The organism is Rhodococcus sp. NPDC003348, from assembly GCF_053589375.1.
This window is the reverse complement of sequence record NZ_JBSFRT010000092.1, coordinates 1-1,606: the sequence shown is the minus strand read 5'-3', so window position 1 is coordinate 1,606 and position 1,606 is coordinate 1. Positions and strand designations below refer to the sequence as shown.

Here is a 1,606-nt window from a genome sequence, read left to right as displayed (position 1 = left end):
AGGGTGACCATCTTGCGTTCGAGCAGACGCAGAGCGGACACGATCTGACCGCGGGTGTGGCTCGGCGGGATCACCGCGTCGACGTAACCGCGTTCGGCGGCGACGTACGGGTTGACGAGGGTGTCCTCGTACTCGTTCTGCAACTGCAGGCGCAGCGCATCGACGTCCTGACCGGCCGCGGCGGCGTCCTTGAGCTGCTTGCGGTAGACGAACCCGACCGCACCCGAGGCACCCATGACCGCGATCTGCGCCGTTGGCCACGCCAGGTTCACATCGGCACCCATGTGCTTGGAACCCATCACGTCGTACGCGCCGCCGTACGCCTTGCGGGTGATGACGGTGATCTTCCCGACGGTGGCCTCACCGTAGGCGTAGAGCAGCTTCGCCCCGCGCCGGATGATGCCGTTGTACTCCTGCTCGGTGCCCGGCAGGAAGCCCGGCACGTCGACGAGGGTGACGATCGGGACGTTGAACGCGTCGCAGGTGCGCACGAACCGGGCGGCCTTCTCCGAGGCGTCGATGTCCAGGCAGCCCGCGAACTGGGTCGGCTGGTTCGCCACGATGCCCACCGAGCGGCCGTCGATCCGACCGAACCCGACGATGATGTTCGCCGCGCGACCGGCCTGCACCTCGAGGAACTCGTCGTCGTCGAGCAGGCGACGGATCACCTCGTGCATGTCGTACGGCTGATTCGCCGAGTCGGGGATGATCGTGTCCAGGTCCAGATCCTCCGGGGTCAGCGACTCCTCGATCGACCCGACGATCGGATCCGTCGCCTCCAGCCGGGGCGCGGCGGCCTGGTTGTTCGACGGCAGGTACGAGAGCAGGTCCTTGACGTAGTCGAGGGCGTCCTGCTCGCCGGAGGCGACGTAGTGCGCGACCCCGGACTTCGCCATGTGGGTGTGCGCGCCGCCCAGGTCCTCCATGGTGACGTCCTCACCGGTGACGGTCTTGATCACGTCCGGGCCGGTGACGAACATCTGGGAGGTCTGGTCGACCATCACCACGAAGTCCGTCAGCGCCGGCGAGTAGACGTGCCCGCCCGCGGCCGGGCCCATGATCAGCGAGATCTGCGGGATCACCCCGGACGCCTGGACGTTGCGGTGGAAGATCTCCCCGTACAGGCCGAGGGAGACCACGCCCTCCTGGATGCGGGCGCCGGCGCCCTCGTTGATCCCGATCAGCGGCCGACCGGTCTTCAAAGCGAGGTCCATCACCTTGACGATCTTCTCGCCGTAGATCTCGCCCAGGGACCCACCGAAGACGGTCGCGTCCTGGGAGAACACGCACACGTCGCGGCCGTCGACGGTGCCGTAGCCGGTGACCACGCCGTCGCCGGCCGGTCGGTTGTCCCCGAGCCCGAAGTTCGTCGACCGGTGCCGCGCCAACGCGTCCAGCTCGACGAACGAGCCCTCGTCGAGCAGTGCCTCGATGCGTTCGCGGGCGGTCAGCTTGCCCTTCGCGTGCACCTTCTCCACGGCGGCCTCACCGGTCGGGAAGGTCGCCTCCGCCTGACGGCGATGCAGATCCGCGAGCTTCCCCGCGGTCGTGTGGATATCGGGGACATTCGACGCCGCGGTGGCGGCGGACTCCTGGACGCTGGTCA

General features: G+C 68.2%; 1 protein-coding gene. It reads right to left on the bottom strand.

What is annotated here, in order from left to right; all coding sequences use genetic code 11:
• Positions 1-1,606: acyl-CoA carboxylase subunit beta (locus tag ACWDU4_RS28235; protein ID WP_450117267.1), on the bottom strand; the 1,606-nt coding region annotated here is incomplete at both ends.